This window comes from Corynebacterium sp. HMSC065D07 (genome assembly GCF_001810695.1).
GTDB lineage: Bacteria > Actinomycetota > Actinomycetes > Mycobacteriales > Mycobacteriaceae > Corynebacterium > Corynebacterium hesseae.
In genome coordinates this window covers 1-21,541 of record NZ_KV802448.1, presented here as the reverse complement: position 1 = coordinate 21,541, position 21,541 = coordinate 1, and the positions used below count along the sequence as shown (strand labels likewise).

General features: G+C 60.4%; 20 protein-coding genes. 6 read left to right on the top strand and 14 right to left on the bottom strand.

Going from position 1 to position 21,541, the window contains the following annotated elements; translation table 11 throughout:
* Nucleotides 1-29: 29 nt before the first annotated feature.
* The 10 genes from HMPREF2760_RS05800 to HMPREF2760_RS05755 form a co-directional block, all read right to left on the bottom strand.
* Entirely contained in the window at nucleotides 30-986 is a 957-nt protein-coding gene (locus HMPREF2760_RS05800) for an ROK family protein (RefSeq protein ID WP_070596828.1), read from the bottom strand.
* The gene (locus HMPREF2760_RS05795) at nucleotides 979-2,142 is read right to left on the bottom strand and encodes a glycosyltransferase family 4 protein (protein WP_070596827.1); all 1,164 of its coding nucleotides are present in this window, start codon (nucleotides 2,140-2,142) and stop codon (nucleotides 979-981) included. The genes HMPREF2760_RS05800 and HMPREF2760_RS05795 overlap by 8 nt, the downstream gene beginning before the upstream one ends.
* A gap of 3 nt (nucleotides 2,143-2,145) precedes the next feature.
* On the bottom strand, nucleotides 2,146-3,222 hold the full coding sequence (locus tag HMPREF2760_RS05790; protein ID WP_070596826.1) for a C40 family peptidase: 1,077 nt from the start codon (nucleotides 3,220-3,222) through the stop codon (nucleotides 2,146-2,148).
* Nucleotides 3,223-3,380: 158 nt separating this feature from the next.
* Nucleotides 3,381-4,010 (bottom strand): C40 family peptidase, encoded by a 630-nt coding sequence (locus tag HMPREF2760_RS05785; protein ID WP_070533388.1) that lies wholly within the window; start codon nucleotides 4,008-4,010, stop codon nucleotides 3,381-3,383.
* Between the two features lie 887 nt (nucleotides 4,011-4,897).
* Nucleotides 4,898-6,520, bottom strand: coding sequence for a cytochrome bc1 complex cytochrome b subunit (locus HMPREF2760_RS05780; RefSeq protein ID WP_070596825.1), 1,623 nt, complete (start codon nucleotides 6,518-6,520; stop codon nucleotides 4,898-4,900).
* Nucleotides 6,520-7,740, bottom strand: coding sequence for a cytochrome bc1 complex Rieske iron-sulfur subunit (locus tag HMPREF2760_RS05775; protein WP_070596824.1), 1,221 nt, complete (start codon nucleotides 7,738-7,740; stop codon nucleotides 6,520-6,522). Before HMPREF2760_RS05775 ends, HMPREF2760_RS05780 begins: the two co-directional genes overlap by 1 nt.
* Nucleotides 7,737-8,624 carry a cytochrome bc1 complex diheme cytochrome c subunit gene (locus HMPREF2760_RS05770; RefSeq protein WP_070519807.1) on the bottom strand — a complete coding sequence of 296 codons (888 nt, stop codon included), beginning with the start codon at nucleotides 8,622-8,624 and terminating at the stop codon, nucleotides 7,737-7,739. Before HMPREF2760_RS05770 ends, HMPREF2760_RS05775 begins: the two co-directional genes overlap by 4 nt.
* 67 nt (nucleotides 8,625-8,691) lie before the next feature.
* Complete coding sequence (locus HMPREF2760_RS05765; RefSeq protein ID WP_369815732.1) at nucleotides 8,692-9,303, bottom strand: aa3-type cytochrome oxidase subunit III; 612 nt, start codon at nucleotides 9,301-9,303, stop codon at nucleotides 8,692-8,694.
* Between the two features lie 556 nt (nucleotides 9,304-9,859).
* A complete protein-coding gene (locus tag HMPREF2760_RS05760; RefSeq protein ID WP_070561953.1) occupies nucleotides 9,860-10,291 on the bottom strand; it encodes an aa3-type cytochrome oxidase subunit IV in 432 nt (143 codons plus the stop codon).
* Between the two features lie 19 nt (nucleotides 10,292-10,310).
* Complete coding sequence (locus tag HMPREF2760_RS05755; protein WP_070596823.1) at nucleotides 10,311-11,390, bottom strand: aa3-type cytochrome oxidase subunit II; 1,080 nt, start codon at nucleotides 11,388-11,390, stop codon at nucleotides 10,311-10,313.
* Between the two features lie 354 nt (nucleotides 11,391-11,744).
* Here HMPREF2760_RS05755 and asnB point away from each other — a divergent pair, with 354 nt between their 5' ends.
* Nucleotides 11,745-13,667 (top strand): asparagine synthase (glutamine-hydrolyzing), encoded by a 1,923-nt coding sequence (gene asnB / locus HMPREF2760_RS05750; RefSeq protein ID WP_070596822.1) that lies wholly within the window; start codon nucleotides 11,745-11,747, stop codon nucleotides 13,665-13,667.
* A 133-nt stretch (nucleotides 13,668-13,800) separates the two neighbouring features.
* Here asnB and HMPREF2760_RS05745 read toward each other — a convergent pair whose 3' ends face one another.
* Entirely contained in the window at nucleotides 13,801-14,145 is a 345-nt protein-coding gene (locus tag HMPREF2760_RS05745) for a HesB/IscA family protein (protein ID WP_070512402.1), read from the bottom strand.
* A gap of 167 nt (nucleotides 14,146-14,312) precedes the next feature.
* On the opposite strand from HMPREF2760_RS05745, the gene HMPREF2760_RS05740 reads away from it, so the two are divergent.
* On the top strand, nucleotides 14,313-15,005 hold the full coding sequence (locus HMPREF2760_RS05740; protein WP_070533389.1) for a DUF3043 domain-containing protein: 693 nt from the start codon (nucleotides 14,313-14,315) through the stop codon (nucleotides 15,003-15,005).
* 12 nt (nucleotides 15,006-15,017) lie between these two features.
* Nucleotides 15,018-15,935 carry a nicotinate-nucleotide--dimethylbenzimidazole phosphoribosyltransferase gene (locus tag HMPREF2760_RS05735; protein WP_070596821.1) on the top strand — a complete coding sequence of 306 codons (918 nt, stop codon included), beginning with the start codon at nucleotides 15,018-15,020 and terminating at the stop codon, nucleotides 15,933-15,935.
* Between the two features lie 12 nt (nucleotides 15,936-15,947).
* Here the strand turns inward: HMPREF2760_RS05735 and HMPREF2760_RS05730 are convergent, their stop codons facing one another.
* Nucleotides 15,948-17,048: a branched-chain amino acid aminotransferase gene (locus tag HMPREF2760_RS05730; RefSeq protein ID WP_070596820.1), complete on the bottom strand. Its 1,101-nt coding sequence runs from the start codon at nucleotides 17,046-17,048 to the stop codon at nucleotides 15,948-15,950.
* 155 nt (nucleotides 17,049-17,203) lie between these two features.
* On the opposite strand from HMPREF2760_RS05730, the gene HMPREF2760_RS05725 reads away from it, so the two are divergent.
* Nucleotides 17,204-18,703 (top strand): leucyl aminopeptidase, encoded by a 1,500-nt coding sequence (locus tag HMPREF2760_RS05725; protein ID WP_070596819.1) that lies wholly within the window; start codon nucleotides 17,204-17,206, stop codon nucleotides 18,701-18,703.
* Nucleotides 18,704-18,755: 52 nt separating this feature from the next.
* Here the strand turns inward: HMPREF2760_RS05725 and HMPREF2760_RS05720 are convergent, their stop codons facing one another.
* A complete protein-coding gene (locus tag HMPREF2760_RS05720) occupies nucleotides 18,756-20,030 on the bottom strand; it encodes a glutaminase (RefSeq protein ID WP_070596818.1) in 1,275 nt (424 codons plus the stop codon).
* A gap of 28 nt (nucleotides 20,031-20,058) precedes the next feature.
* Between HMPREF2760_RS05720 and HMPREF2760_RS05715 the strand changes: the two genes are divergently transcribed.
* Entirely contained in the window at nucleotides 20,059-20,601 is a 543-nt protein-coding gene (locus HMPREF2760_RS05715; RefSeq protein WP_070596817.1) for an isochorismatase family protein, read from the top strand.
* Here HMPREF2760_RS05715 and HMPREF2760_RS05710 read toward each other — a convergent pair.
* Complete coding sequence (locus HMPREF2760_RS05710) at nucleotides 20,598-20,996, bottom strand: oxidoreductase (protein WP_070596816.1); 399 nt, start codon at nucleotides 20,994-20,996, stop codon at nucleotides 20,598-20,600. The genes HMPREF2760_RS05715 and HMPREF2760_RS05710 overlap by 4 nt on opposite strands.
* A 148-nt stretch (nucleotides 20,997-21,144) precedes the next feature.
* Between HMPREF2760_RS05710 and HMPREF2760_RS05705 the strand changes: the two genes are divergently transcribed.
* The coding region (locus HMPREF2760_RS05705; protein ID WP_305764413.1) for a biotin/lipoyl-containing protein at nucleotides 21,145-21,541 on the top strand (397 nt) is incomplete at its 3' end.

Here is a 21,541-nt window from a genome sequence, read left to right as displayed (position 1 = left end):
ACTGTCCGTTGAAAGAAAAATGTGCGGTGTTAACCTCGGTGCTCCTGGCGGGCGAGATCAGCGACACCAATCATACCCGCCGCGGAACCCAGTTTCGCGGTTGCGACTCGGGCCAGAGGCCTGTGACCGGCCCCGACAATCTGGCTAGCCATAGCTTCCCGTGCCCGATCTAGGAACAGATCCGCGTCCTTGGATACCCCACCGCCGATGACGATCAGCTCGGGATCAAGGACATCCGCCACCATGGATAGTCCCTGCCCCAACCACTGTCCGAAGTTATCCATGACAGCCAGACCTAGCGGATCTCCCCGGCGAGCGGCCGCGGTGATCTCCTCGCCGGAGGGATTCTCCGGGAGGGTGGTTTCAAAGTCACCGCGCAGATCCGCGCAGGTGTCCGGCAGAGCGGTTCCGGACGCGTAGCGTTCGAGGCAGCCGCGCTTTCCGCACGAGCATTGGCGTCCGCCCGGTGAAACAACGAGGTGCCCAAACTCAGGGGCAGTGCCGAAAGCTCCGCGGTAGATCGTGCCGTCATTAAATAGCGTGGCTCCAATGCCGGTACCGACAGCGAAGAAAACCCATTCCTTCGCCCCGCGTCCTGCACCAAAGCGCCACTCCCCCCACGCGGCCGAGTTGGCGTCGTGCTCAAGCCGGACAGGAACGTCCAAGCGCTTGCTCAAGATTTCACGCACTGGGGCGTCCCGCCACGGCAAATGCGGAGCAAAACGCACAATCTCGCATTCGGGATCCAAGAACCCTGCGAGGGCAAGCCCAACGGCATCAATGTCATGAGAAGCTGCGAGGCTGTCGACGCAACGCACGATGTCATCTTCGAGCTCTCGCGCTTCCATGGCCGTAGGCACGCTCATCGAATCCACAATCTCTCCGGCGGGATCAATCACCGCAGCGCGCAGGTTTGTTCCACCAATATCGAACCCGATGGTGAGGCCACTGCGGCCGTCTTCAGCGGAGGGAGTGTGTTCAAGCATGACTAGTAGGATATACCCCGGCTTGCCCTCGATCACATTCAAGAATCTCGCGCAATCGTGCGCCCATGATTTCCCACGTCCAGCGCTCCTCTACGTGGCGGCGCCCGGCTGCCCCCATACGGTGGGCCCGGGGGGCATCGCCAAGCAGCGTGCACAGTGCCTCCTCGAGCTCCGGTACCGAAGACCCGCGCACAACGAGCCCTGTTTCCGGAGTCACCGTTTCCGGTGCTCCGCCGGAATCTCCAGCAACCACTGGCAGCCCCGCCGCCTGCGCCTCGAGGTAAACAATGCCGAGTCCCTCGACGTCGAGTCCGCCACCTCGTGTGCGCGCAGGCATGGCGAATACATCGGCCGCATGGAGGGCCAAACGCAATTCCGCCGTATCCCGCGCCTCCTGAATCACGGCGTCTGGGCAGTACAGATGCGCAAGTTCACGCAAGGTCGGCTCGTAGCGGCCGCGTCCGATAATGAGTAATTGCGCATCTGGAATTCGCCCACGCACCGCTGGCATAGCGCGCAAGAGTTGATCCTGACCTTTACGCGGGACCAGACGGGAGATGCAGACAATTACTGGGCCGGGGCCCAACCCGAAATGCGCACGGGCCGCCTGCTTCTCTGCTGCGGTAGCTGGCGTGAAATCCTCCAGGTTGACCGCCGAGGGCAAATGAACCCACCGCGCACCCGAGCCGAACGCGGGCTCCAACCTGTTGCGCGTGTAGTCCGAGATATACGTGAGGACATCCGAAGACTTGCCGATCCTGCGCAAGGCTTGCCTTGCCCCAGGAAGCATGGACCACCCCACCTCATGCCCGTGCGTTGTGGCTACGATGCGGCGCGCTCCCGCAGCACGCGCTGCTGGCGCCATGAGCGCGAGTGGGGCCGCAGCACCAAACCACACGGCCTCGATATCGTGTTCTCGGATGAGGCGCTGCATCTGGCGGGCCGTAGCAGGCGTTGGCAGCATGATGGAGCGCGGCCAGCGGACCACGGTATAGGGCAGCGTCGAGTCATACTCCGCAGCGGCGTCCCCGTCTTGAGTCGAGGCGAAAACCACGACATCCTGCGGGTTGAGGGTCGCCAGAAAATCTCGAAGATAGGACTGGATCCCGCCGATGGTGGGCGGGAAGTCATTGGTGACGAGGAGTGTGCGCGCCATGTCCTAATAGCGTACGGCACCTTCCACCGGCATGGAATTCAGCGGCACCACGGCCACGGGGACGCCATAGGTGGAGGCATGAACAATCTGGCCATCACCGATATACATTCCCACGTGGGTAACGCCGGGGTAATAGCCCACAATATCGCCGGGCTGGAGTTGGTCCAGCGGCACCGGCGTACCACCGGCGAGCTGCGCCTGCGAGGTGCGCGGAATGCTCTTGCCCATCTGCTGATAGCTCCACACCATCAGGCCAGAACAGTCAAAAACATCAGGACCCGTTGCGCCCCAGCCATACGGGGCGCCAATACGGCTGAGAGCGGCTTCCACAGCGGCAGACCCGGAGCCATCGGCCAGCGCAGCCAAGTCAAGGTCGGAGGATCCACCGAAGCGCTGGACCCATGCCTCACGCGCTTCTGGGCTTAAGCCATCAACGGTGGCCTCAAGTGCCTTCTGTTGTTCTTCCAGCTCGGCCTTTTCTTTCAGCACCGAGTCACGCTTTACCTGCAGCTCGTCACGCTTATGGCGTGCCTCCTCGGCGGCATCAACTGCCTCTTGATGCGCGTCATCGGCCGCTGCGGAAGCCGCGACCATTGCGCCTTCCTCACGCTTCGCGGCCTTGGATAGGGCACCTAGATAGCCCATCCGTTCTACCGCACTGGCCACGTCATTTGCATTGAGGGCGGCGGAGACCGACGTTGCAGCGACATTCCTACGGTAGCGCTTATGCGCTAGAGCATCGATGCGTTCCTGTTGTTCGGCCACGGCAGCTGAGGCGTCTTCGGAAGTACGCTGTGCCTCCTCGGCCTTTAATTCCAGCTCGCCGATCTCTTTCTCCGACTCAGCGAGCTCATCCTCGAGTCCCTTGACTTCCTCACCCTTGGCAGACACGCGCTGGGCAACGTCCGCCATGCGCTCAATGAGGCCGGGCAGGTCTTCAGGATCCTCCGCTTGCGGAGCGCCTTCCTGCTGCTGCTCCGGAGAAACCTCCTGGGACACAGCCGACGGTGAAAGGACGGCAACTGGAACCGTGCTCAAGGCAAGTGCAGCGACCGCACACGCAAGGCCACGACGCGACATGGATACCCCCGAAACTTAGAGAAGGTTAATAGATAACTGAATTATACCCTCAGTCGAGCAAAAACATAACGGCTACAAGAATAGCCGAACCCCTTCCCCACCCTCACTATCAACATGGCAAGAGCGGCGGAAGGGGTTAGGACGATTACCGAGTGCGCTTAGAAGCGAACTGCGGAGTGAATCGGCATGTAGTTCAGGGAACGCTCACCCACCGGGGTACCGGAGTTCAGAGCGTCAATGATGGTGCCATGGCCGGTGTAGATGCCAACGTGAGATGCACCGGAGTAGTACACGATGATGTCACCCGGCTGCAGCGCATCGAGGGACACCGGGGTGCCGGCAGATGCCTGCGCCTGGGACGTACGCGGGATGGACACGCCAGCCTGCTGGTAAGCCCAGGAGGTCAGGCCAGAGCAATCGAAGGCGCTCGGGCCGTTAGCGCCGTAGACATACGGGGAACCGATGGCGGAACGAGCGGCTTCAAGAACCTTCTCGCCCACGGACTGGGTCGGCGCCGGGGCCGGTGCCGCCGGGGACTCAACAGCAGCGGCGTAGCCGCCACCCTGGTTTGCCTTGAAGGCAGGGATGTAGCGATCAACGTTGGGCAGCTGCTGAATGTTAGGAACATTCTCCAGGCCGGCAACCTCAAAGCGGATGTCGGTGTCCGGAACAACGACCTCGGCTGCGTTGGCGGCAGCCGGTACGGTAACAGCTGCGGTTGCTGCGATAGCAGCGGTAGATGCGATGCGACGGGTGTTCACATTGCCCTGACGACGGTGCTTAGCCACGAATTTAAACTCCAAATCTTCCTATGCGCCTACTTCGCCCGCCAAGACGGCGAATCATTCATTCACCTTCTTGATGACGCGGGCAAAAGCTCTGACCCAAGGTGCGGGCCTAGCGTTCGACGATGACCCATTCCTGTAGAGCCATCTCCGCTCGGCCCCCGGTTTTAGGAGGGGCCAGACGCGGCGCGTAAATCTTCAGTTCGTATTGAGCACCGGTGATGTGTACACCGTGTCGGTAACTCAATGTCTCGAATAGGTTACGAAATCATCACAAGCAATGTCGAGTCGGAAACGCAAAACCGGCTTCGTTACCGTCCTGTTATCAAACGGAAACCTAAAAGACATCCCCCGCGCAGCCTCGACTCCAATACACACTACCCACCAGAAGATACGGGCAACAACCTGCCACAACAGGGTCGCCAGCCAACGCGAGACCGCTAGACCATTAGCGCATGACCGGAATCAGAATTCGCCATAAAAATAATGATGTAACCTTCGTCACGCACCGGTAATGCCGGGCATCAAATGCCCCAACCTACCCACAGTGCACTCCTAAAACACCACCAAAGAATCAAGAAATGCTATGGACTTTTAGCAGATTCCTCCACCGACCCCCAGTACTATTCCTCACCCCACCAGAGATCAGCCACCTTGCGTGACATTAGGGGGCAAAGTTGATTCACAGTTAACGGAGAGTCAACCGCAGCCGCTCTACCCAACTCTGGCAAGGCTTTAGGCCGCTTTGCCGGTACAGGACCCACCGCTGCGTCCTACCCGCCCGTCACAGCGCTACAAAGCGGATACAGAAACGCTGAGAGCCCGTGTTCCTTTCCTCGTATTGGAAAGGAGCACGGGCTCTTGTGAGCGTGTTTCAGCGAGTGAAGGCGCTAGATGCGGCCGTTCTCCTCGTCTTCGCGGCGATTAGCCTCGTTGAGCTGACGGAACATCTCCGCTTCCTCAGCGTGGTTCTCGTGGCGAATCTCATTGACGCGGGAGACGATGGACGGGTCATCGGAAGAGAAGATGCCCTGCGTCTCGGAGTCAGCCAGACCAAGCTGGTTGAGCTGCTTCGGAACCGCGGCACCGGAGTACTCGAGCGGAATCGGGTGGCCATGGTCATCCACCGGGCCAAGCGGCTGGTGGACCTCAATGAAGGCACCATTCGGCAGCTGCTTGATAACGCCAGTCTCAATACCGTGCTCCAGGACCTCACGGTCGGAGCGCTGCAGACCAACGCAGATGCGGTAGGTCATGAAGTAAGCGATCGGCGGCAGGACGATGAGGCCGATACGGCCAACCCAGGTCATCGCGTTCAGGGAGATCTGGAAGAAGTGAGCCACGTGGTCGTTACCACCGGACAGCGTCACCAGAAGGAAGAACGTGATGGCAGCCGCGCCGATAGCGGAGCGAACCGGGACATCGCGCGGGCGCTGCAAGAGATTGTGGTGGGCGTCGTCACCAGTCAGCTTCTTTTCGATGAACGGGTAAGCAAACAGCAACACAACCATCAAGCCACAGAGCAGTGCAACCCAGAAGGCGGACGGAATCGTGTAGTTGCCGATGTAAAGCTCCCATGCCGGCATGACACGAGCAACACCGTCAGTCCACAGCATGTAAATATCCGGCTGGGAACCAGCGGAAACCTGAGACGGGTTGTACGGGCCAAGGTTCCAGATGGAGTTAATCGTCATCAGACCGGAGATGAGTGCCAGCACGCCGGCAACCATCATGCCCATGCCAATGGCCTTGGTGGCGAAGACCGGCATAATGCGGACGCCAACAACATTGTTCTCAGCGCGGCCCGGTCCAGGGAACTGGGTGTGCTTCTGGAACCAGACCATGATGAGGTGAGCTGCAATCAGGCCCAGAATGATGCCCGGGATAACCAGCACGTGCAGGATGTAGAAGCGGTCCAGCATCAGGTCGGACGGAAAGTCGCCACCGAAGATAGCCCAGTGCAGCCAGGTACCGATGATCGGCAGGCCCAGGATGATGGCGGACATGATTCGCAGACCAACACCGGAGAGCAGATCATCCGGAAGGGAGTAGCCGAGGAAGCCCTCGACCATGCCCAGCAGGATAAGCGCACAACCGATAATCCAGTTTGCCTCACGCGGGCGACGGAACGCACCGGTGAAGAAGATGCGCAGCATGTGGGCAATCATGGACATCATGAACATGAGTGCTGCCCAGTGGTGCATCTGGCGGACGAAGAGGCCGCCGCGGACCTCAAAGGAAATATCCAGCGCCGTTGCATAAGCGCGGGACATCTCGACGCCGTTCAGCGGAGTGTAGCCGCCGTCGTAGATGACCTTCGTGATGGAAGGATCGAAGAACAGCGCCAAGTAGATGCCGGTCAGCACCAAGATGATGAAGCTGTACAGTGCCATCTCACCGAGCATGAAGGACCAGTGAGTGGGAAAGACTTTGTTGAGCTGGGTACGCAGGACGCCGGCAGCGGAGTACCGCTCGTCCATGTTGTTACCCATCTGTGCAAGTTTGTTACTCATTATGACTTACGCTCCCAGAATGCAGGTCCGACGGGCTCGATGAAGTTGCCCTTTGCAATGAGGTAGCCCTCTTCGTCCACGTCAATCGGCAGCTGCGGCAGCGCACGGGCGGCCGGGCCGAAGACCGGCTTGCCGTAGTGCAGTGCATCGAACTGCGACTGGTGGCACGGGCAAAGAATGCGGTTGGTCTGAGCCTCGTACAACGAGGTCGGGCAACCAATGTGGGTACAAATCTTGGAGTAGGCGTAGTAATCGCCGTAGTGGAAGTCTTCCTGACCCTTGCGCTCGATGGCCTTCTTGGCATCATCGTTGCGCAGGCGGATGAGCATCACGGCGTTACGGTTGCCATGGATGGAGTGCATGTGGTTGGTGTAGACATCCTTATCCTCGGAGTACTCAGCACCATCGTTGACGTCCTCAGCAGCCAACGGGAAAACAGTCTCCATACCACCGGCAGCGAGGTCCTCCGGACGCACACGCACCAGGCGGGTGACACCGCGGGTGGTGTAGTGAGAGCCGGACTCACCCTCGTGCTTCTCGGCGATGGTACCGGTGTCGCGAGCGAGGTAGAGCTTGACGCCCTTCTCGTGCATGGTCCAACCGGAGGTCCACAGGGTGCCGTCACCGGTGTAGTCCAGGTCGTGGCGCTTCTTCCACGGGTTGTTGATAGCGCCGCCGAGCGGAGCGATGACGGTAAGGCCGAAGAGAACGCCAGCACCACCGAGCAGACCCATGATGGTCTTACGACGACCCAAGGTCGAGGTGGTCCAGGAGTCATTCAGCAGCGCGGTCAGCGTGCGACGGTCAACCTCTTCGGAAGGACCATCGTGGCGACGCTGAACGGAGATCTCCTCCGGGAGAATCTTCTTGACGTACTGAACAATGGCGAAGCCCAGGCCCAGAATGCACAGGCCGGAAGTCAGGCCCAGCAGCGGGGTGTAGAGCGTGTGCCACCATAGGCCGTCCTCCCCCAGCATCTTGTACTGCCACGGCCAGAAGAGATAAACGCCAAGGAAGGCGATGCCCATCAGTACAGAAATGAACAGCCAGAAGGTGACATTGCCGGCGGCGCGCTTCTCAGCGGGGTCACCCTCGACCGGGAAGCGTTCCTTGCGGAATGCGACGGTGACGTCGTCAAGCTCGGTGCCGAGCGCTGCGAGCTCGTCGTTGCTCATAGCATCGAGCTCTTTGCGAGAGTAATTCTTCTTTACGTTGCTCATGAGCGAGATCCAATCCACATAGCGGCAACGCACAGAAGGCTGATGCCGATGATCCACATTGCCAGGCCCTCAGCCACTGGGCCGAGACCGCCGAGCGACCAGCCGGCCGGGGACGGGGTTTCCTTTGCAGACTTGAGGTAGGCGATGATGTCCTTCTTCTCGTCTGCGGTCAGCTGACGGTCAGAGAACTTCGGCATGTTCTGCGGACCGGTCAGCATTGCCTGGTAGATCTCCTGCTCGTTGGCCGGAGCCAGCGGCGGGGCAAACTTACCGGAGGACAGCGCGCCGCCCTTGCCGGTGAAGTTGTGGCAGGACGCGCAGTTCATGCGGAAGAGCTCAGAACCCTTAGCTACGTCCTCTGCCTGAATCTGCCCGTTGTAGTTAGCGCCGCGCAGGGATTCCTGCGCAACGGAGCCGTCCTCGTTGTAGACGATATCGGCACCGCCACCGTTGGCAGCAACATAAGCGGCAAGCGCCAGGGTTTGCTGCTCGGTGTAGCGCGGAGTCTTGCGCTCAGCCTGAGCGTCGTTAGACATCATCGGCATGCGGCCGGAGTGAACCTGGAAGTACACGGAGCCGGCGCCAATGCCAACGAGGGACGGGCCGCGGTCCTGGATGCCCTGCAGGTTAGCGCCGTGGCAGGTAATACAAGCGACTTCGTAGATGTCCTTGCCCTCTTGAACGAGTGCCTGGTCATCCTTTGCGGCTGTAGCCACCTGCGCGTCAGGGGTCAAGGCAGAAGCCAAGACGCCAGCGCCGGTAAGGCCGATGCTCAGCGCAAAGACGCCAGCCAGCGTGCGCTTCGCCTTGCGGCGACGGCGGGTCTTCTTAGCCGCGGCAGTGGTGTCTTCCACTGCGGCGGGCTGCTGGATGTTATCCATCATTTTCCTTTAGATAACTCGTACATGGAAATGAATGGCTGTAGGCCGGTTGCTCCCCGGCGACTACGGCCTACTGAACTAGGTAGATGACTACGAACACGCCGATCCACACAACGTCAACGAAGTGCCAGTAGTAGGACACTGCCATTGCCGCGGTGGCCTGTGCAGGCGTGAACTTGGAGCGGGCGATGCGCGCCAAGATGATTCCGAAGGAAATCAGACCCGCAGTCACGTGAGCCGCGTGGAAGCCGGTCAGAATGTAGAAGACCGAACCGAACACGCTGGACTGAACAGTGACACCAGCCATGATCAACTCTGTCCACTCGAACGCCATGATGCCTAGGAAGACAACACCCAACGCGATGGTCACCGAGTACCAGAGTCGGAGCTTGTATACGTCACCCCTTTCTGCTGCAAACACGCCGAACTGAGAGGTCACGGAGGAAAGAACCAGGACTGTCGTAATGATGAAGCCCATCGGCACGTTGATGTGCGCGGTGTGCTCAGCCCAGTCACCCTCCTGGCCGTTCGCACGCGAGGTGAACCACATCGCGAACAGTCCAGCAAAGAACATCAATTCCTGAGACAGGAACACGATGGTGCCAACGCTGACCATGTTGGGTCGGTTCAGCGCGGCAACACGTGGTGCTGCCATACCTTGGTTAGAAACTACGCTCGTCACGCATAACAGTATGGCTGGTCTAGCCGCATAAGTCATCTCATTTCCCCCCGATTTTTTTGAGGCCAGAGCATAGACCTTCACTATCTTCAGCTCGTCCTGAGTCCCCAAATCATTCAGGAAATAGTTGGGAACTTTTCACCGCGCTTTACGACGCCCCATCCCTGCAGGTAGTGCAACGTACTAACGAAGACGGCAAGCATTCAAAGCACGTCAACTACCCGGAGCCCGTCCGCCAGAGCTACTTCCCCATGACGTGCCCTAATGAGATAAATCACACCCCCGCTCGGCCGCGTAAGTGCAGGACTGCAACTTTCGGATGACCCCCGTAAAAACGCACGTTAACGTGCTGGAATTCCTACGGCCGACCTGCTCCCAGCCATCCTGGTACCCCAAGCCCTTCCCCAGTCTGCCGGGCTACACAAATTTTTTTTGGGGCCTCCGGGAACTTTTTGCAACGCTTCGCGACGCCTTGAAGATCGACAAGGCCCCCGCCACGTTGTGTGGCAGGGGCGTGAGAAGTCGTGGCGCTAAATCGCGCGGCAGGAGTGGCTAAGCCTTAGTGCTTTTCCTTCGGAAGACCGTACTGCAGGGACAGGCCGGTAACGGACGTCACGAGCAAGACAGCACCCAGAATAATCATCCAGAAGTAAAGGAAGATGATGCCAAGACCCAGCACCGCGATGGAGCCGGTCATGCACAGCGGCCAAATGGAGCTCGGAGAGAAGAAGCCGAGAATACCAGCTCCGTCTTCAGTCTCCGCTTCCTCCCAATCTTCCGGAGTGACGTCAACGCGGTTATCGGTGAAGTGGAGGTAGCCGCCCAGCATGATGCAGAGCAGCATGGCAAGGACCATGCCGACGATGCCGACCCACTCGGTGCCGTATAGGTAGCCATCATCCTTGACGTAGTTAACACCAATGATGTAGACGATGAGCGACACGAAGAGGTAGGTCGCAATTGCGTAAAAGACCTTAGATGTTGCACGCATTGTGTATCAGTTCCTTTTCTTATGCCGCAGACGAGGTGTCAACGAAGTTGTCGGCATCGCGGGTATCGCGCAGCGAGTTGAACGGAGTAGTGGTAACTGCGTAAGGCTCTTCACCAATGTACTCAAGGGCCTCGGCGTTGGTTGCCTGCGGATTCTCCTCACGGAACTTGAGGTACTCGTTAAAGTCCGCGCGGTCAACGGTGCGGATCTCGAAGTTCATCATGGAGTGGTAGGTACCGCACATCTCAGCACAGCGGCCGACGAAGGCACCCTTTTCCTCAATCTTCTCAACCTGGAAGCGACGCTCCTGGGAGTTCTTCTCCGGGTGTGCGTAGGCATCGCGCTTAAACAGGAACTCCGGAACCCAGAATGCGTGGGAAACGTCACCGGAGGCAAGACGGAACTCAATCGGAGTGTCTACCGGGAGAACCAGAACCGGAACCTCTTCGGTGGTACCGACGGTCTCAATCTTGTTGAAGTTGAGGTAGGAAATGTCGCCCATGGACTTACCGTGAATCGGGTTGGGGTTCGCAGTACCCTCTGGATCCACAGCAGATTCCTCAGCGAGCTTCTGGCGCTCAGTATCGGCGCCATTGTAATTCTCGCCATCAACCTTGTTCTCGGCGTAACCAAACTTCCAGTTCCACTGGAAGGCAGTCACGTCAACGGTGACCTCAGGGTTCTTATCCAAGGCCGTAACCTTCTGCTGTGCCTGAACGGTGAAGAAGAACAGGCCCATAATGATAAGGATCGGAATGATGGTCAAAGCCATCTCCAGCGGCACGTTGTACTGCAGCTGCTTCGGGAACTCGCCCTTGCCAGCCTTCTCAGCCTTCTTCGCGCTCCAACGGAAAATGGCGGTGAGGAAGAGACCCCACATAATAAAGCCGATGATCCATGCAGCAACCCAGACCCAGATCCAGAAGTTGTACATCGAGTGAGCCTCAGGGGTAACACCCTTCGGCCAACCCATACCTAGGAGATTTTCAACGGCCGTCGGCGCTGCGACGTCACAACCTGCCAGAGCTAGACCGCCCAGAGCGATAACGCCCGCCAAGCCTGCCTTACGGCCGAGGTTGCGTTGCTTACGCTGTCCCACGTGTGTTCTGCCTTTCTGTGCACACAAACTTCTCGAATACTCACAGAGCATTCCTACCCAATCAGGATAGAGGATCGTGCCTGAATTTCAGACCCTTTCGCTGGACTGATCAGGTGTTAGTTCCGCTCTATAAATAGTGAACGTACGGGATGTTACCGGCCCACCTGCGCAAGGTCACACCAGCTACCCCACCCTCCCCCTTCCACCTATGACTCAATTCACAAGGCGTACTGCTGTACATCATCCGAAAGTTCGCACCCTAACGGGGAACGCGGCGCGGGGTTCGCAAATCGCCGAACTCCAGCCGTAAAGTGTGTCGAGGATAGACCTTGATATATAAGGAGAAGCAAGTTTATGTGCGGACTCTGCGCGCTGCTCAGCGCCGATCGCAACGCCGCTCAACACGTGGAGGCACTCGAGCAGTCCCTCCAGTGCATGCGCCATCGCGGCCCCGACGCTGCTGGTACTTGGCATGACGATGAGGCGGCTTTTGGCTTTAACCGCCTGTCCATCATCGACCTCGAGCACTCCCACCAGCCGCTGCGTTGGGGCCCCGAAGACAACCCACAGCGCTACGCCCTCACCTTCAACGGCGAGATTTATAACTACGTCGAGCTGCGCGAAGAGCTCATCGCCGCCGGCTACACCTTTAACACCGAGGGCGATGGTGAGCCCATCGTCGTCGGCTACCATCACTGGGGCAAGGACGTAGTAGAGCACCTACGTGGCATGTTTGGCTTCGTCATTTGGGACACCGAAACGCGCACGATGTTCGCCGCCCGAGACCAGTTCGGCATCAAGCCCCTCTATTACGCCACCACGGATGCCGGCACGGTGTTCGCCTCCGAGATGAAGTGCATCCTCTCGATGGCCAATTCGCTAGGTCTAGATCTCAGCCTTGATAAGCGCGCCATCGAGCACTACACCGACCTGCAGTACGTGCCGGAACCGGAATCCCTCCACGCCAATATTCGCCGCGTCGAGTCAGGTTGCACCGTTACTCTTCGTCCCGGCGAAAAGGTCGTGTCTGAGCGCTACTTCAAGCCTCGCTTCCCTATTCAGCCCGTTAAGCAGGGCGAAGAGCAAAAGCTCTTCGACAAGATTGCACGGGCGTTGGAGGATAGCGTCGAGAAGCACATGCGTGCCGATGTAACCGTAGGTTCCTTCCTGTCCGGCGGCATTGACTCCACTGCCATTGCGGCCTTGGCCAAGCGCCACAATCCGAACCTGCTCACCTTCACTACTGGCTTCGAGCGGGAAGGCTATTCCGAGGTGGATGTCGCCGCCGAGTCTGCCGAGGCAATCGGTGTGGAGCACATCGTCAAAATTGTCTCCCCCGAGGAGTACGCCGACGCCGTCCCGAAGATCATGTGGTACCTGGACAATCCCGTTGCGGATCCTTCCCTCGTTCCGCTGTACTTCGTCGCCCAAGAGGCCCGCAAACACGTCAAGGTGGTACTTTCCGGCGAAGGCGCAGACGAGCTCTTTGGTGGCTACACCATTTACAAGGAACCGCTCTCACTGGCTCCGTTTGAGAAGATTCCTTCCCCACTGCGCCGCGGCTTGGGCAAGCTCTCGCAGGTGCTCCCCGAAGGAATGAAGGGCAAGTCCCTACTCAACCGCGGTTCCATGACCATGGAGGAGCGCTACTACGGAAATGCTCGTTCCTTCAACTTCGAGCAGCTCCAGCGCGTCCTGCCCTGGGCTAAACAGGAATGGGACCACCGCGAGGTGACCGCGCCGATTTATGCGCAGTCTCAGGACTTCGACCCCGTAGCCCGCATGCAGCACCTCGACCTGTTTACGTGGATGCGCGGCGATATCTTGGTCAAGGCCGACAAGATGAACATGGCCAACTCGCTCGAGCTGCGCGTGCCCTTCCTTGACAAGGAAGTGTTTAAGGTCGCGGAGACCATCCCCTATGACCTCAAGATTTCGCACGGCACCACCAAGTACGCGCTGCGCAAGGCCATGGAGCAGATCGTCCCGCCGCACGTGCTACACCGCAAGAAGCTGGGCTTCCCAGTTCCCATGCGCCACTGGCTGGCAGGCGATGAACTCTACGGTTGGGCCCAGGACCAGATCACGGAATCTCAGACCGAGGACATCTTCGACAAGAAGGAAGTCCTGGAGATGCTCAAGGAGCATCGCGACGGAGTATCCGATCACTCGCGCCGCCTGTGGACGGTTCTGTCCTTCATGATCTGGCACGGTGTCTTCGTGGAAGAGCGCATCGACCCCAAGATTGAGCAGCGCGATTATCCCGTAAAGCTCTAGGGGCGCCCACCCTCTTCTGTCCAACTTCCAGAAGTAGGAAACGGTACCGGGAAACCGGTACCGAAATGATTGAAGAATAAAAAGCGAAGCCCTCGCCACATGGCGAGGGCTTCGGCATATCGTCTATGTGACTTTAATTGAAGGAGTCACCGCAAGCGCAGGAACCGCCAGCGTTGGGGTTATCGATGGTAAAGCCCTGTGCCTCAATGGTGTCGGAGAAGTCAATCTTGGCACCGGTGAGGTACGGGATGGACATCTTGTCTACGACGAGGTTAACGCCGCCGATGGTGTCCACCTTGTCACCATCCAGAGTGCGGTCATCAAAGTAGAGCTGGTAGCGCAGGCCAGCGCAGCCACCCGGCTGGACGGCGATGCGCAGCGAGAGATCATCGCGGCCTTCCTGCTCAAGCAAAGACTTTGCCTTGGCAGCAGCGGCCTCGGTCAGGATAACTCCGGTTGCAGACGCGGGAGCGGTCATGGTTTCTCCTCTTATATATACGGAATTTTCTGGAGCCCACCCTACCCCCTCGCAAGAGAGGAATAAAGGATGCCTCGCAGTCGAACACTGTCGTACTCTCTTGCCACAACGCCGGCTCCCGCGGGCCTATTCCCAGTATGTCCGTGCGACCTTGTACGCTAAACAGCGTGAAACTTCCGTGGCAAAAAGATGACAAGACCTCTTCACCCGCCGAACAAACCCCGGCGCCGGAAGAGCAACCCGCCGCCGAGAAACCGCACCGCAAGGGCTACACGCCGCCGAAGGGCCGCCCTACGCCCAAGCGCGATGCGCAGGAAATCGCCCGCGGCGTCAAGCGCGATCCCCGAGGAATGTCGGAGGCGCAGCGCTACCAGCACCGCAAGGAGCTCAAGGCTTCCATGTCCAAGCAGGAGTGGAAGGAATACAAGCGCAAAGAGCGCCAAGAGTCCCGCGAGCGCAACAAGGTGGCACAGGAGCGCATGGCCGCTGGCGACGAGCGCTACCTACTCGCCCGCGATAAGGGCGAGGTCCGCCGCTACGTGCGTGATTGGGTAGATTCCCGCCGCTTCATCAACGAGTGGGTCATGCCTTTTGCCATCGTGCTGCTGGTGCTCATGTTCGTCAGCACCCGGGACCCGCGCCTGTCCCAGATCATTTCTATCGGCGCCATGGCGGTCATCGTGGTCTTCGCGGTCGAGGGCTTCTGGCTCGCGCGCAAGTGCAATAACGCCGTACGTCTCAAGTTCCCCGGCACCACCGAGGCCGGTTTTGGCCTAGGCTTCTACGCGTACTCCCGTGCCTCCCAGCCGCGTAAGTGGCGCACCCCGCGCCCGCAGGTGGAGCGCGGAGCCACCGTCTAGACCGGAGGACACATGCCTGAATTCACCGCCGTTCCCCAGCTGCGCCCTTCAACCGCAGCACAACCAAACCGCGTGGCAGAGATTGCCGCGTGGTTGACGGCAGCCCAGGATTCTCAGCAGGCTAAGCCACTTCAGCGCCCTCGCGCCATTGTTTTTCTCAGCAATCCCGCTATCGCGGTGGACACGACCGATGCCGGCGCGCTCACGCAACACTCCCCTGCTGATGAGGAACGGTGGCGCGAGAACCTCTTCAGCGCTGCGCAGCGCGCAGGGGCAGGCATAGACTTCGTCGAGTGCACCAGCGCAGAGTCCGCCAGCGCTAAGCCTGGCGCCACTTCCGCCGCCATGACCCCTGTGGAGTTCGAATCCTTCATCGATGTGGGCATGGCCACCGCAGATCGCGAGATCGATTCCGGTTCGGATCTACTCATAGCGTCGGCTCGTGGCATCGATGACGCGACCGTCGCCGCAAGCCTTATGGGCCGGATTACCCACACCGAACCGGTGGCCATCGTGGGGACGAATACGCTCGCAAGCGGTATTACGGATGCACAGTGGAAGACCCGCGTGAGCATTGTCCGTGATTGCATGTTCCGCGCCCGCAACCTGGAGGGCTGGGAAGTTGTGCAGACCATCGGCACCCCGAGTGTGGCAGCACTAGTGGGTTTCATCGCCCAAGCCACAGCGCGGAGGACGCCGGTGCTTATCGACGGCCCCCTGGCCGCCACCGCCGCCGTCCTCGCCGAGCGCACCGCCCCCGGCGTGAAAGGCTGGCTGCGCGCGGGAAGCACGACCCCCGAACCGGCGTATGCCCTCGCCCTCAAGGAGCTCGGGATTGAACCGCTACTCGATTTGAATCTAAGTGAAGGTTTCCCCCTCGGCGCGCTCGCGGCCCTGCCGCTGGTGCAGCTGGCCGCCGAGCTTGCCTAAGCGAATTGCGCTCTAAGCCTCCACCAGCGTGTGCAGCCAGCCGTGGGTATCCTCAACGGACCCGCGCTGGATACCGGTGAGGCGCTCACGCAAAGCCATCGTCGTGGCCCCTGCCTCATCGTTGTTGATGTGGAAGTCAGTATCGGTGCCCATGACGTGGCCCACCGGGGTAATGACGGCAGCGGTACCGCAGGCAAAGGCCTCCACCATCGCGCCGGAAGCAACGTCTTGCTCCCACTCCTTGTAGGTGATGCGACGCTCTTCGACCTTCAAACCCATATCTTCGGCCACCTGCAGCAGGGACTTGCGGGTAATGCCCGGCAGCAGCGAACCCGACAACGCCGGGGTTACCAGAGTCTGGTTGCCCTCTTCGCCGTAGACAAAGGCCAGGTTCATGCCACCCATCTCCTCGATGTAGGTGCGGTCGAGGGCGTCCAACCACACCACCTGGTCGCAGCCCTTCTCCGCTGCCTGCGCCTGGGCGAGCAGGGAGGCCGCGTAGTTGCCGGCAAACTTGGCCGCACCCGTGCCGCCGGGAGCGGCGCGAACATAGTCGGTGGATAGCCAGACGGACACCGGCTTGATGCCGCCGGAGAAGTACGCGCCGGCCGGGGAGGCGATGACGACATAGCGGTAGGAGTGTGCCGGGTGCACGCCCAGGGACACATCGGTAGCGATCATGAAGGGGCGGAAGTACAGAGCTGCTTCGCCACCGGCTTCGGGGACCCAGGCCTGGTCGACGTCGACAAGCTGGCGCAGGGACTCAATGAACTCTTCTTCCGGGAGCTGCGGCATAGCCATACGCTCCGCGGAAGCCTGCAGACGCTGTGCGTTCTGCTCCGGGCGGAAGGTGGCGATGCTGCCATCGGGCTGGCGGTAGGCCTTGATGCCCTCGAAGATAGCCTGGCCGTAATGGAAGACGGTCGACGCTGGATCCATGCTGAACGGCGCGTAGGGGCGCACCTGCGCGTCATGCCATCCCTTGTCCTCGGTCCAGTCAATCGTCACCATATGGTCGGTGAAGTATTTGCCAAAGCCCGGGTTAGCCAAAATCTCCTGCAGGCGCTCCGGGGAGGTGGGGTTTTCAGTTCGCGTCACGGTGTAATTCAACATGTTTCATAGCGTACTCCCCCAACACCTATAGATATGCAGAAATGCCTTAGCGGCGTAGTCACCCCTTGAGCGCATCGCCCCTGACGCGTTCCACATCATGGACACGGGTAGGGTGTGAGGAGTATCCCATTGTCACTTTTCTCAAGGAGGACATCGTGGCTTCTACCACGTTCGAATTGCCCGCACGCGGCTCTTTCCCCACCGTTGAGCTGGCCAAGAAGGCCCCCAAGCAGGCGGACGCCCTGTTGATCGCAACCTTTGCTGGCGAGGATGGGCTCGAGGTGCCGGGTACCTCCCTACTCGGCTCTTCGGCGCTGCACTCAACGTATGAGGCGCTCACCGCAGTGGGGGCGACGGGCAAGGCTGGGGAAATCGTGAAGGTCCCCGCCCCGCAAAAGGCGGGCGCCGCACAGGTCATCGCGCTGGGTTTGGGCGGCGTCGAGGAACTCGACGATGAAGCACTGCGCCGCGCCGCAGGCAGCGCCGCCCGTGCCACGACTGGCGTGGGCACCATCGTGACCACCCTCGCGGACTTCGGTGTGAGCGCCGCCGTCGAAGGCCTCATCCTTGGCGGCTACGCCTACCGCGGCATCCGCTCCACCGAGCTCACTAAGAAGGAACAGCCAGCAACCTTCGTCGTCGTGGCTGATAAGTCCGCCTCCGAGGAGTTCGAGGCCGCTCGCACCGTGGCAGAGTCTGTCTTGTTCACCCGTGACTTGGTGAATACCCCGGCGAACGAGCTCTACCCGGAGTCCTACGCCGCCATCATTTCCAGCCAGGCCAAGGAAGCCGGGCTTGACGTCGAGGTGCTCGATGAAAAGCAGCTGGCAAAGCAGGGCTTCGGTGGCATCGTGGCTGTGGGTAAGGGCTCGGCCCGCCCGCCGCGCCTGGTGCGCCTGAGCTGGAAGCCCAAGAAGGCCAAGAAGCACGTGGCTCTTGTGGGCAAGGGCATCACCTTCGATACCGGCGGTATTTCCTTGAAGCCGGGCAACGGTATGTGGGACATGATCTCGGACATGGGTGGCTCGGCTGCCATGGCTGCCACCATTATCGCGGCTGCCAGGTTAAAGCTGCCGGTCCAGATCACCGCTACCCTGCCGCTGGCTGAGAACATGCCGGGCTCTGGCGCCACCCGCCCGGGCGATGTCATTACCCACTACGGTGGCCTGACCTCAGAGGTGCTCAACACCGACGCCGAGGGCCGCCTCGTGCTTTCCGACGCCATTGCGCGCGCCAGCGAGGACAAGCCCGACTACCTCATCGAGACCGCTACTCTTACCGGCGCGCAGATCGTGGCGCTGGGCTCTCGCACAGCGGGCGTTATGGGCTCCGAGGTCTTCCGCGATCGCATCGCCGAAATCGGCCGCGAGGTGGGCGAAAACGCGTGGGCCATGCCGCTGCTGGAGGAGCACGACGAGGAGATTAAGTCCCAGGCCGCGGACATCCGCAACATCAACGCCAAGCGCGAGGGCGGCATGGAGTTCGCCGGCACCTACCTAAAGCAGTTCGTAGGCGAAGGCATCGAGTGGGCACACATCGATATCGCCGGCCCCTCCTGGAACGGTTCCGCTCCGCGCGGCTACACCCCGAAGCGCGCCACCGGCGTACCGGTGCGCACCGTGGTGGCAACGCTGCGCGAGATCTCCGAGTCCTAATCTCGTGTGGGCGGCTTCAATTCGGCCCCTCGTGTGTGCGGCTTCAGGCCGCTCACACCTCTTCGCCGGCGATGACGTAGTCCTCCTTGTCCGCCAGCGGGAGGACGGTGCCGTCGGACATGGCGCGGTCGGTGACGACCCCGTTATCGTCGACAAGCGCCACCTCGTTGCCGCCCTCGCGCAGCCGGCGCAGGCCTTCCTTGAGCATGCGCCGGCCCACCGTGTGCAGGCCGGAAACCTGCGAGAAGTCCAGCGCTAGGCGCTTGCCGGAGAATTGGCGTTCCTCCAGCTCGTGGAGGATGGCCTCCGTGGCGGTGAAGTTGATGTGACCCTGCAGGCGGATAATCGCGGTCTCTTCATCCTCGTCGACGCTGCGCACCGGGTGCACGCCGAAGCGGTTCTCCGTGGACATCAGGTGCAGGCCCATGTCCGAGGAGAGCTCACGGAAAATCGCGGTGCCACGCACGCTATTTCCCTGCTCGTCGAGGCGCGGCGAGAACGTCGCCACACCAATCTGCCCCGGCAGCGTACCAATGAGCCCGCCGGCCACACCCGACTTAGCGGGGATTCCCACTTCCGCCATCCACCGCCCCGCGCCGTCATACATGCCACACGAACTCATCACTGCCAAGGTCATGCGGCACACATCGGCGTCCAGAATCTTCTCCCCCGTCACCGGCTGGCGCCCGCCATTGGCCAAGGTCGCGGTCATGACGGCGAGGTCGCGCACGTCGACCGACAGCGCGCACTGCGAGGTATAGGACAGTACCGCGTCGTGAGCATCGTCCTGAATGATCTCATAAGAACGCAGCATGTGCGCGAGCGAAAGGTTTCGTTCGGCGTGCTCGAGCTCGGAGTCACACAGGCGCTTATCGACGTCTACCTCGCGCCCCGCCAGCTGCGAGACGAAGCTACGTATCTTTTCCACGCGGTCCTCCACGGAGGAATCCACACCGTTGATGAGCTGGTTGACCACAATGGCGCCGGCGTTAATCATCGGGTTTACCGGACGGTGGTCTTTGGCTAGGGAAAGCTCGTTGAAAGCCTGCCCAGAGGGCTCGAGGCCGACGACATCACGCACCGCATCTAAGCCCAACTCACTCAAAGCGAGCGCGTAGACGAAGGGTTTTGAGATGGACTGGATGGTAAAGCGGTTCTCCGCATCGCCAGCGCTGTACAGGTGCCCCGTCACAGAGCACAGGGCTACGCCGAGTTGCTCAGGGTTTGCGCTGGCCAGCTCCGGGATATAGTCCGCGACCTCGCCGGAATCGTGGTCGTGAACGCGGTCGAGGATTTTTTGTAGATAAAAAGGAATCGGTGATTTCATCGGCATCCAGCCTATAGAATTACCGCGTATGAAGCCTGCACTCATCATCGTTGACGTCCAACATGACTTCTGCCCTGGCGGCGCACTTGCCACCGAAAAAGGCAACGAGGTGGCCGACCGCATCGGTGCCCTTCAGCCTAGCTATGACACCGTCGTAGCTACCCAGGACTGGCACATCGATCCAGGCAGCCACTTCTCCGAATCGCCCGACTTCGTCGATTCCTGGCCAGTGCACTGCGTTGCCGATTCCTTTGGCGCCGCCATGCACGAATCCATCGGCGCCGCCCAAGCCTACTTCCGCAAAGGCGAATACACCGCTGCGTATTCCGGGTTCGAAGGCGCGGCCGATGGTGTGTCATTGGCAGACTGGTTGCGCGAGCACAACATCACCGCCGTGGACATCGTTGGCATCGCCACCGATCACTGCGTGCGGGCCACGGCGCTCGACGCAGTTAAGGAAGGCTTCGCCGTCCGCGTTCTGGCACGCTACTGCGCACCTGTCGATGAGTCCCGTGGCGCCGCCGCGCTTGCCGAGCTCGCGGATGCGGGCGCAACCATCGTGAAGGACTAGTCCTTATTCTGCTGCTGGCGCTTCTCAAAGCGCTCGCGGCGTTCACGCTGCTCTTCCCTCTTGCGCAGGATGCGCTCGCGTTCAATGCGCTCACGCATGCGCTGCGGATAGCCGGTCTCCTCGACGTCATAGACATCGCATCGAAGCAGCTTGGCTACCGCATCGATCCCTTTCGGCCCGCCGATACGGCGGCGGATGAAGGCGCCGTTCTCATCAACTACGACCACGGACATCTCGTTGACCACGGTTTCCGGCTCAACGAAGGCCTCGATATATGCGCGTCCCTGTGCCCAGGTTTGAAGCTCCCGGGCGTCTTCTGCGCGAATCGTCTCCCCCGGTGCGCGGGGCGGGCGCAGCTGGGACTTAGAGCTGTTGCGGCGGAAGGGGTTGAACATGGCTCTTTAGCCTACCGGAGGCATCCTTGAGCCCCTTCGTGCGGAGGATGCCCTAATTCACCCCACCCGTGCGCGCCTTTTATAAACACGCTGTAGAATCGAACACTAGCGTTTCAATAATTCCAACTTTCGAGGAGTCTTAATACTTATGGCACACTCTGTTGTGATGCCCGAACTGGGCGAATCTGTAACCGAAGGCACGATTACCCAGTGGCTGAAGTCCGTCGGCGACACCGTTGAGGTCGACGAGCCTTTGCTCGAGGTCTCCACCGACAAGGTCGACACCGAAATCCCGTCCCCGGTCGCCGGCACCATCCTCGAAATCAAGGCAGAGGAAGATGACACCGTAGACGTGGGCGAGGTCATCGCCATCATCGGTGACGAGGGCGAGTCCGCACCGGCTGCTGAGGAGTCGGAGGATTCCTCCGAGAAGGCCGAGGAGACTCCGGACAAGCCTGCTGAGGACGCTGAGTCCGAGGCCCCTGCTGCTTCTGGTGACGCCACCGACGTAGAGATGCCGGAGCTCGGTGAGTCCGTCACCGAGG

Bases quoted from the DNA above. Each gene is read 5' to 3' on its own strand.
- HMPREF2760_RS05775 (WP_070596824.1), bottom strand. From the start codon at position 7,740: ATGAGCAACGTAAAGAAGAATTACTCTCGCAAAGAGCTCGATGCTATG.
- HMPREF2760_RS05730 (WP_070596820.1), bottom strand. From the start codon at position 17,048: ATGTTGAATTACACCGTGACGCGAACTGAAAACCCCACCTCCCCGGAG.
- HMPREF2760_RS05795 (WP_070596827.1), bottom strand. From the start codon at position 2,142: ATGGCGCGCACACTCCTCGTCACCAATGACTTCCCGCCCACCATCGGC.
- HMPREF2760_RS05715 (WP_070596817.1), top strand. From the start codon at position 20,059: ATGAAGCCTGCACTCATCATCGTTGACGTCCAACATGACTTCTGCCCT.
- HMPREF2760_RS05760 (WP_070561953.1), bottom strand. From the start codon at position 10,291: ATGCGTGCAACATCTAAGGTCTTTTACGCAATTGCGACCTACCTCTTC.
- HMPREF2760_RS05790 (WP_070596826.1), bottom strand. From the start codon at position 3,222: ATGTCGCGTCGTGGCCTTGCGTGTGCGGTCGCTGCACTTGCCTTGAGC.
- HMPREF2760_RS05720 (WP_070596818.1), bottom strand. From the start codon at position 20,030: ATGAAATCACCGATTCCTTTTTATCTACAAAAAATCCTCGACCGCGTT.
- HMPREF2760_RS05800 (WP_070596828.1), bottom strand. From the start codon at position 986: ATGCTTGAACACACTCCCTCCGCTGAAGACGGCCGCAGTGGCCTCACC.
- HMPREF2760_RS05780 (WP_070596825.1), bottom strand. From the start codon at position 6,520: ATGAGTAACAAACTTGCACAGATGGGTAACAACATGGACGAGCGGTAC.
- asnB (WP_070596822.1), top strand. From the start codon at position 11,745: ATGTGCGGACTCTGCGCGCTGCTCAGCGCCGATCGCAACGCCGCTCAA.
- HMPREF2760_RS05770 (WP_070519807.1), bottom strand. From the start codon at position 8,624: ATGATGGATAACATCCAGCAGCCCGCCGCAGTGGAAGACACCACTGCC.
- HMPREF2760_RS05735 (WP_070596821.1), top strand. From the start codon at position 15,018: ATGCCTGAATTCACCGCCGTTCCCCAGCTGCGCCCTTCAACCGCAGCA.
- HMPREF2760_RS05745 (WP_070512402.1), bottom strand. From the start codon at position 14,145: ATGACCGCTCCCGCGTCTGCAACCGGAGTTATCCTGACCGAGGCCGCT.
- HMPREF2760_RS05710 (WP_070596816.1), bottom strand. From the start codon at position 20,996: ATGTTCAACCCCTTCCGCCGCAACAGCTCTAAGTCCCAGCTGCGCCCG.